7 protein-coding genes are annotated in these 8,339 nt (G+C 69.2%); 4 read left to right on the top strand and 3 right to left on the bottom strand.

Annotated elements, in window-relative coordinates; genetic code table 11:
* The 3 genes from FNH04_RS36335 to FNH04_RS36325 form a co-directional block, all read left to right on the top strand.
* The coding region (locus FNH04_RS36335; RefSeq protein ID WP_152790100.1) for a ComF family protein at nt 1-839 on the top strand (839 nt) is incomplete at its 5' end.
* 317 nt (nt 840-1,156) lie between these two features.
* Nucleotides 1,157-1,858, top strand: a complete 702-nt coding sequence (gene hpf / locus FNH04_RS36330) for a ribosome hibernation-promoting factor, HPF/YfiA family (RefSeq protein WP_322724844.1) — start codon at nt 1,157-1,159, stop codon at nt 1,856-1,858.
* A 207-nt stretch (nt 1,859-2,065) separates the two neighbouring features.
* Nucleotides 2,066-2,812 (top strand): response regulator, encoded by a 747-nt coding sequence (locus FNH04_RS36325; protein ID WP_152790099.1) that lies wholly within the window; start codon nt 2,066-2,068, stop codon nt 2,810-2,812.
* Between the two features lie 27 nt (nt 2,813-2,839).
* On the opposite strand, the gene FNH04_RS36320 is transcribed toward FNH04_RS36325, so the two are convergent.
* Both FNH04_RS36320 and FNH04_RS36315 read right to left on the bottom strand, forming a co-directional pair.
* Nucleotides 2,840-4,015, bottom strand: a complete 1,176-nt coding sequence (locus FNH04_RS36320) for a winged helix-turn-helix domain-containing protein (protein WP_152790098.1) — start codon at nt 4,013-4,015, stop codon at nt 2,840-2,842.
* Between the two features lie 96 nt (nt 4,016-4,111).
* Nucleotides 4,112-4,681, bottom strand: a complete 570-nt coding sequence (locus FNH04_RS36315; protein ID WP_152790097.1) for a GNAT family N-acetyltransferase — start codon at nt 4,679-4,681, stop codon at nt 4,112-4,114.
* 321 nt (nt 4,682-5,002) lie between these two features.
* On the opposite strand from FNH04_RS36315, the gene secA reads away from it, so the two are divergent.
* Nucleotides 5,003-7,819 carry a preprotein translocase subunit SecA gene (gene secA / locus FNH04_RS36310; RefSeq protein WP_322724842.1) on the top strand — a complete coding sequence of 939 codons (2,817 nt, stop codon included), beginning with the start codon at nt 5,003-5,005 and terminating at the stop codon, nt 7,817-7,819.
* A gap of 128 nt (nt 7,820-7,947) precedes the next feature.
* Here the strand turns inward: secA and FNH04_RS36305 are convergent.
* Nucleotides 7,948-8,339 (bottom strand): Rv3235 family protein (locus FNH04_RS36305; RefSeq protein WP_228031808.1); only part of this gene is annotated, 392 nt, incomplete at its 5' end.

Here is an 8,339-nt window from a genome sequence, read left to right as displayed (position 1 = left end):
AGTGCGGAGGCTGTGGGAGGCCTCGTACGGTGCTCTGCCCGGAGTGCCGTGCAGCCTTGAGCGGGGCCGTACCGTGCCGGGTGCGACCGGTGCCGGAGCCGCGCGGGCTGCCCGTGGTGCACGCGGCGGCCCGGTACGAGGACGAGGTGCGGGCGGTGCTTCTCGCCCACAAGGAACGGGGCGCGCTGGCACTCTCGGCGCCGCTCGGAGCGGCCTTGGCGGGGGCCGTACGGGCGGGTTTGCGAGAGACGGGTGCGGGGCTGCGTGGGACGGGTGCCGTTGCGCGTTGCGTGCTGCTCGTGCCCGTACCGTCGGCACGTGCGGCGGTGCGGGCACGCGGGCACGACCCGGCGCGGCGGATCGCGCTCGCCGCCGCCGGGGAACTGCGGCGCATGGGGACTCCGGCCCGGGTACTCGGGGTGCTGCGGCAGCGCCGGACGGTGGCCGACCAGTCGGGCCTCACCTCCAGGCAGCGGCTGGACAATCTCGCGGGCGCACTGGAGGTGGCCGGCGCGGGAGGCAGGCTGCTGACCGGCGGCCGGGTCGTGCTCGTCGACGACCTGATGACGACGGGCGCCTCGCTGACGGAGGCGGCGCGTGCCGTACGGGCGGTGCTGGAGGAATCGGCTGTGTACGGCGGCGTGGCATGGGAAGGAAGAGCGCAACGGATCGCCGGTGCGACCGCGGAGACCGGGGTGAGGACGGCCCGGTCGGCGGCGGAGGTGGTGGACCGAACCCGAGCGGTAGGGGGAAAGGGGTGTGTGAACGGCGCCGGACACCGGATCCGTGCGGCAGTGGTCGCCGCCTCGCCGGAGTCTTTTCCAACAAACCGGAACTGACGGGGAACCTGCGTCGTTGCAGGTAACGAGAAGGTCAAATGGCCTGAATGGAGGTACGCCGCAGTAGAGGGTGACGACATCCGTCCGGGCGAGATATGTTCGGTTGTAAGGCAATGGCGCGAGCCGTTCCTTGTATATCCGAATGCCGTTGCTGCGGGGTTTCTGCAATCACCCGCGCCTACGGGGTGGAGATCTCGTCCACGGGGAGGAGGAGGTGGAAGTCACCGAGTCCGAGGCTTCGGGACTGGCCGGAGCCTGGTGATGCACAAGGGAGATGCTCCGCCAGGGAGCGGAGCGATCCGGGAACGGAGTTCTGCGTGGACATCGTCGTCAAGGGCCGCAAGACCGAGGTGCCCGAGCGGTTCCGGAAGCACGTGGCCGAGAAGCTGAAGCTGGAGAAGATCCAGAAGCTCGATGGCAAGGTGATCAGCCTCGACGTCGAGGTGTCCAAGGAGCCCAACCCCCGGCAGGCGGACCGCTCCGACCGAGTGGAGATCACGCTCCACTCCCGCGGTCCGGTGATCCGGGCGGAAGCAGCGGCCAGCGATCCGTATGCGGCACTCGATCTGGCGGCGGAGAAGCTGGAAGCCCGTTTGCGCAGGCAGCACGACAAGCGTTTCACGCGCCGTGGAGCCCGACGGCTCACGGCGGCCGAGGTCGCCGACCATGTCCCGGGCGTGGCGACACTGAATGGGAACGGCAAGGCCGTCCACGAGGAAGAGCCGCAGGACGGCGTGCCCACCAAGAAGATCGGCTCGCTGGAAGTGAAGGGTGAAGGGCCCCTTGTCGTCCGCGAGAAGACCCACGTCGCGTCCCCGATGACGCTTGACCAGGCGCTCTACGAGATGGAGCTGGTCGGGCACGACTTCTATCTGTTCGTCGACTCCGAGACCAAGGAACCGAGTGTCGTCTACCGGCGGCACGCCTACGACTACGGCGTCATCCATCTGAGCACGGACCCGATGGTGGCCCAGGGATCCCCGGGACAGTCGGCCGCGGGCGGTGCGCTCGGCGGCTGACCTCGCCGGGTGACAGTCGGTCCGGTGCCCCTGGTGCGCGTGTGCGCCCCCAGGGGCACCTGTGTGCCACCAGTGGGTGGGCCGCTCTGTCACCGCACGGCCGCCCCGGCATGAAATCATGGCCGAACCGGTACCAACCGGCGGGCCGTTGCCTTGGGTTGGCGATGGCACAGAAACACAGGCCACGGCCTTCTAGGGGGAGGAACGATGGCGGACAGCTTCGGACCGATGCGTGACGAGGATGCCGACGGCGGCGTCGTCGGCATGGGCCCGGAGGCGGGCTCCCCACGCAAGGAGCCCATCCGGGTCCTCGTCGTGGACGATCACGCGCTCTTCCGCCGCGGCCTGGAGATCGTGCTCGCGGCCGAGGAGGACATCCAGGTCGTCGGCGAGGCCGGTGACGGGGCGGAGGCGGTCGACAAGGCGGCCGATCTGCTGCCCGACATCGTGCTGATGGATGTACGGATGCCCAAGCGCGGCGGGATCGAGGCGTGCACCTCCATCAAGGAGGTGGCCCCCAGCGCGAAGATCATCATGCTGACGATCAGCGACGAGGAGGCCGACCTCTACGACGCGATCAAGGCGGGCGCGACCGGCTATCTCCTCAAGGAGATCTCCACGGACGAGGTGGCCACGGCCATTCGCGCGGTCGCCGACGGGCAGTCGCAGATCAGCCCGTCCATGGCGTCGAAGCTGCTCACGGAGTTCAAGTCGATGATCCAACGGACCGATGAGCGTCGGCTCGTGCCGGCGCCGCGGCTGACGGATCGTGAGCTCGAGGTTCTCAAGCTCGTGGCCACGGGGATGAACAACCGCGATATCGCGAAGGAGTTGTTCATCTCCGAGAACACGGTGAAGAACCATGTGCGCAACATCCTGGAGAAGCTGCAGCTGCACTCCCGGATGGAGGCCGTGGTGTACGCGATGCGGGAGAAGATCCTCGAGATCCGCTAGCCGCACGATCATCGGCTAGCCGCACGATCATCCGAAGGTGCGGCTCAGCTCCCTGGTGAGAGGCTCGCGCAGCTCCGGTGCGTCCACCCGCTCCACTCGTACGTCCGTGCAGTCCACCCAGCTCGCTGCCTCCGCCAGGGCCTGGGCCACGGCCGGGACCGCCTTGGGGCCCTGGAGGGTTATCTGCCGGGCGACCAGGGTGCGGCCGTCGCGGGCGGGGTCGACACGGCCGACGAGCCGTCCTCCGGCGAGGACCGGCATCGCGAAGTAGCCGTAGACGCGCTTCTGTTTGGGGACGTACGCCTCGAGCCGGTGGGTGAAGCCGAAGATGCGCTCCGTCCGGGCGCGCTCCCAGATCAGGGAGTCGAAGGGGGAGAGGAGCGTCGTGCGGTGGCGGCCGCGCGGGGGTGTCTCCAGTGCCGCGGGATCGGCCCAGGCGGGCTTGCCCCAGCCCGCGACCGTCACCGGGACCAGGCCCGAGTCGGCGATCACCGCGTCGACCTGCTCGGTCTTGAGACGGTGGTAGTCGGCGATGTCCGCGCGCGTGCCCACGCCCAGGGCCTGGCCGGCGAGACGGACGAGACGGCGCAGGCACTCGGTGTCGTCCAGCTCGTCGTGCAGCAGCTCGTCAGGGATCGCGCGCTCGGCGAGGTCGTACACCCGCTTCCAGCCGCGGCGCTCGACGCAGACCACCTCGCCGTACATCAGGGCCCGCTCGACGGCGACCTTCTCGCCGGACCAGTCCCACCACTCGCTGGTCCGCTTGGCGCCGCCCAGCTCCGTGGCCGTGAGCGGACCCTCGGCGCGGAGCTGCTTGATGACGCGGTCGTACGCCCCGTCCGGGAGCGAGTGGTTCCATTGCGGGCGGGAGCGGTAGGCGCGGCGGCGGAAGGCGAAGTGGGGCCACTCCTCGACGGGGAGGATGCAGGCCGCGTGCGACCAGTACTCGAAGGCGTGTGTGTCCGTCCAGTAGGCCCGGTCGACCGTGCGGCGGCCCACCGCGCCGAGGCGGGCGTACGGAACGAGCTCGTGCGAGCGGGCCAGGACCGAGATCGTGTCGAGCTGGACCGCGCCCAGGTGCCGCAGCACGCCCCGCACGCCGCCTCTGCGGTCCGGGGCACCCAGGAATCCCTGGGCCCGCAGGGCGAGGCGGCGGGCCTCGTCGGCGGAGAGTTCGGCGGTCGGGTGCGGCAGGGTCGTCATGGTCCCGCACGATAGGGGGTGCCACTGACAGCGGGGACTGAGCTGGGCTTTTCGGCTGGTGCCCGGCTGACGGGCCTCACGGGAAAAGCAGGCTGGCTACGTCCGGGCCGGAAGGTACGGAGCCGTCGACGGCAGGCCCAGGTCCGACGGGAGCAGCGCGCCCACCCAGCAGTCGCGGCGTACGCCCTGGTTGTTGAGCGCCGAGCGGAGGGTGCCCTCGACGACGAAGCCCGCCTTCTCGGCCACCGCGCGCGATGCCGCGTTGCCGATCTCGGCCCGCCACTCCATGCGGTCGATCGCCACACGGGTGAAGGCCCAGCGTGAGGCGGCGAGGACGGCCTCAGTGACGTAGCCGTTGCCGCGGTGCTCCTTCGCCGCCCAGAAGCCGATCTCACCGGTGCCCGGGGCGCGCACGGTGATGCCGAGCATGCCCACCAGCTCCCCGGACGGGAGGAACACGCCGAACGTGAACATCGAGGAGTCCGTCCAGCCGTCGGGCACCAGCTGCCCGACGAACCCGTCCGCGTGCTCGCGCAGATACGGCGACGGGATCGTGGTCCAGCGCTGGATGTCGGGGTCCTGCGCGGCCGCGTAGACGGCGTCGGCGTCGTGCGGGCCCACCGTGCGCAGAAGCAGCCGGTCGGTGGTCAGGGTGACGGGGTCCATCGGCCGATTCTGCTGGGAGTGGTGGAAGGGTGCCATCCATTTCCGTGCCGGGCGGCGTGTGATCGGACGGGTGGCCTTCGGCGTGGAGCGGCGGTGTTCCCGGTGCGTGAGGGGCTGATCACGATTCACGCATTTCGTGGGCGGAGCGCGGCACCATCCGCCTCGCCCGTCCGTTGTCCTGATGGCTGTCACGGCCAGACCTCCCGGCGCGGCGGGGTCCTCGCTTACGATGGCCGTTGCTCAAGCTGGTATTGAACTGTCATTGAACCTGTCAATGGAAACCGACCGTCCCAGGCCCGATCGGCAAGGAGACAAACCCCCGTGTCCGTCCTCTCGAAGCTCATGCGTGCAGGCGAAGGCAAGATCCTGCGCAAGCTGCACCGCATCGCGGACCAGGTCAACTCCATCGAAGAGGACTTCGTCGACCTCTCCGACGCCGAGCTGCGCGCCCTCACCGATGAGTACAAGCAGCGCTACGCCGACGGCGAGAGCCTCGACGACCTGCTCCCCGAGGCCTTCGCGACCGTCCGCGAGGCCGCCAAGCGCGTCCTCGGCCAGCGCCACTACGACGTGCAGCTGATGGGCGGCGCCGCGCTCCACCTCGGCTATGTCGCCGAGATGAAGACCGGTGAGGGCAAGACCCTGGTGGGCACACTGCCCGCGTATCTGAACGCGCTGTCGGGTGACGGCGTCCACCTCATCACGGTCAACGACTACCTGGCCGAGCGCGACTCCGAGATGATGGGCCGCGTCCACAAGTTCCTGGGCCTGACCGTCGGCTGCATCCTCGCCAACATGACGCCGGCCCAGCGCCGCGAGCAGTACGGCTGCGACATCACGTACGGCACGAACAACGAGTTCGGCTTCGACTACCTCCGCGACAACATGGCGTGGTCGCAGGAGGAGCTCGTCCAGCGCGGCCACAACTTCGCGATCGTCGACGAGGTCGACTCCATCCTCGTCGACGAGGCCCGTACACCGCTGATCATCTCCGGCCCCGCGGACCAGGCCACCAAGTGGTACGGCGACTTCGCCAAGCTGGTCAGGCGCCTCAAGCGCGGCGAGGCGGGCAACCCGCTCAAGGGCATCGAGGAGACCGGCGACTACGACGTCGACGAGAAGAAGCGCACGGTCGCCATCCACGAGTCCGGGGTCAGCAAGGTCGAGGACTGGCTGGGCATCGACAACCTGTACGAGTCGGTGAACACGCCGCTGGTGGGCTACCTGAACAACGCCATCAAGGCCAAGGAGCTCTTCAAGAAGGACAAGGACTACGTCGTCATCGACGGCGAGGTCATGATCGTCGACGAGCACACGGGCCGTATCCTCGCCGGCCGCCGCTACAACGAGGGCATGCACCAGGCGATCGAGGCGAAGGAAGGGGTGGACATCAAGGACGAGAACCAGACGCTCGCCACGATCACCCTGCAGAACTTCTTCCGCCTCTACGGCAAGCTCTCCGGTATGACCGGTACGGCGATGACCGAGGCCGCCGAGTTCCACCAGATCTACAAGCTCGGTGTCGTCCCGATCCCTACCAACAAGCCGATGATCCGCAAGGACCAGTCGGACCTGATCTACCGCACCGAGGTCGCCAAGTTCGACGCGGTGGTCGACGACATCGCCGAGAAGCACGAGAAGGGTCAGCCGATCCTCGTCGGCACCACCTCGGTCGAGAAGTCCGAGTACCTGTCGCAGCAGCTGAGCAAGCGAGGCATCCAGCACGAGGTGCTGAACGCCAAGCAGCACGACCGCGAGGCGACGATCGTCGCCCAGGCCGGCCGCAAGGGCGCCGTGACGGTGGCCACGAACATGGCCGGCCGTGGTACGGACATCAAGCTCGGCGGCAACCCCGAGGACCTCGCCGAGGCGGAGCTGCGTCAGCGCGGCCTCGACCCCGAGGAGCACATCGAGGAGTGGGCCCACGCCCTTCCGGACGCCCTGGAGCGTGCCGAGCAGGCCGTGAAGGCCGAGAAGGAGGAGGTCGAGGAGCTCGGCGGGCTCTATGTGCTGGGCACCGAGCGGCACGAGTCGCGCCGTATCGACAACCAGCTGCGCGGTCGTTCCGGGCGTCAGGGCGACCCGGGCGAGTCCCGCTTCTACCTGTCCCTGGGCGACGATCTGATGCGCCTGTTCAAGGCCCAGATGGTCGAGCGCGTCATGTCGATGGCGAACGTCCCGGACGACGTGCCGATCGAGAACAAGATGGTCACGCGCGCGATCGCCTCCGCCCAGTCGCAGGTCGAGCAGCAGAACTTCGAGACCCGTAAGAACGTCCTGAAGTACGACGAGGTCCTCAACCGCCAGCGCGAGGTCATCTACGGCGAGCGCCGCCGCGTCCTCGAGGGCGAGGACCTGGACGAGCAGATCAAGCACTTCATGGACGACACGATCGACGCCTACATCCAGGCCGAGACCGCCGAGGGCTTCGCCGAGGAGTGGGACCTGGACCGGCTGTGGGGCGCGTTCAAGCAGCTCTACCCGGTGAAGGTGACCATCGACGAGCTGGAGGAGGCGGCCGGCGACCGCGCCGGGCTGACCGCCGAGTTCATCGCCGAGTCCATCAAGGACGACATCCACGAGCAGTACGAGGCGCGTGAGGGGCAGCTCGGCTCCGAGATCATGCGTGAGCTGGAGCGCCGGGTCGTCCTGTCGGTCCTGGACCGCAAGTGGCGCGAGCACCTCTACGAGATGGACTACCTCCAGGAGGGCATCGGCCTGCGCGCGATGGCCCAGAAGGACCCGCTGGTCGAGTACCAGCGCGAGGGCTTCGACATGTTCCAGGCCATGATGGAGGGCATCAAGGAGGAGTCCGTCGGCTACCTGTTCAACCTGGAGGTCCAGGTCGAGCAGCAGGTCGAGGAGGTCCCGGTCGAGGACGCGAAGCCGTCGATGGAGAAGAAGGAGGACGCGGTGCCGGCCCAGGCGGCTGCCCGTCCGGAGATCCGGGCCAAGGGCCTGGAGGCCCCCCAGCGCCGGGAGCGTCTGCACTTCTCAGCGCCCACCGTGGACGGTGAGGGCGGTGTCGTCGAGGGCGACTTCGCCAGCGACGACGAGCCCGTCCGCTCCGAGGCGGACGGCCTCACGCGCGCGGAGCGCCGCAAGCAGGCCAAGGGCGGACGCCGCCGCAGGAAGTGACGCGGCCGTCGGCGAGACCGGCGGTCCAAGGGGTGCAAGCACCCCTAAGGGCCGGGCACTTGCGGGTGCCCGGCCCTTCACGTTGCCCAGGGAACGGGCGTCGGCGCCCTCCAGACCCGTACGAGAGGTCAGTCGTCGTCCGGGGCGGGCATCCTCGGGCCGCCCAGTTCCACCGCTGTGCAGCGCCAGCGGTTGTCGGGGCCGTGTTCCAGGCGGAAGGCCATGGCGCGGAGCCGGTCACCGGCGCCGATACGGGCGAAGGCCTCGATGGCGCCGGCCCGGGGGACGAAGTAGCCGATGTCGCGGACGACCGGGCGGGTGCCCCGGGTGGTGCGCAGGGTGCCGCGTTCGGTGAGCCAGGCCAGTTCGTCGTAGGCGCGGCCCGCGGTGTGGCGCAGCATGCTGTGCACCGGACGCTGGCCGCTCAGCACCGCCAGCAGGAGATCGGCGAAGTGGTCGGTCGGGCGGGGCTGGGGGAGAGCCCGGAGGAGTGGGGCGGCGCCGGGTGCCGCCGTAGGGG

This window comes from Streptomyces phyllanthi (genome assembly GCF_009377205.1).
Taxonomy (GTDB): domain Bacteria; phylum Actinomycetota; class Actinomycetes; order Streptomycetales; family Streptomycetaceae; genus Streptomyces; species Streptomyces phyllanthi.
This window is presented reverse-complemented; position numbering and strand designations above follow the sequence as displayed.

What these genes read in the sequence shown, in the direction of transcription:
- FNH04_RS36325 (WP_152790099.1), top strand. Translation starts at nt 2,066, where the DNA reads ATGGCGGACAGCTTCGGACCGATGCGTGACGAGGATGCCGACGGCGGC.
- FNH04_RS36315 (WP_152790097.1), bottom strand. Translation starts at nt 4,681, where the DNA reads ATGGACCCCGTCACCCTGACCACCGACCGGCTGCTTCTGCGCACGGTG.
- FNH04_RS36320 (WP_152790098.1), bottom strand. Translation starts at nt 4,015, where the DNA reads ATGACGACCCTGCCGCACCCGACCGCCGAACTCTCCGCCGACGAGGCC.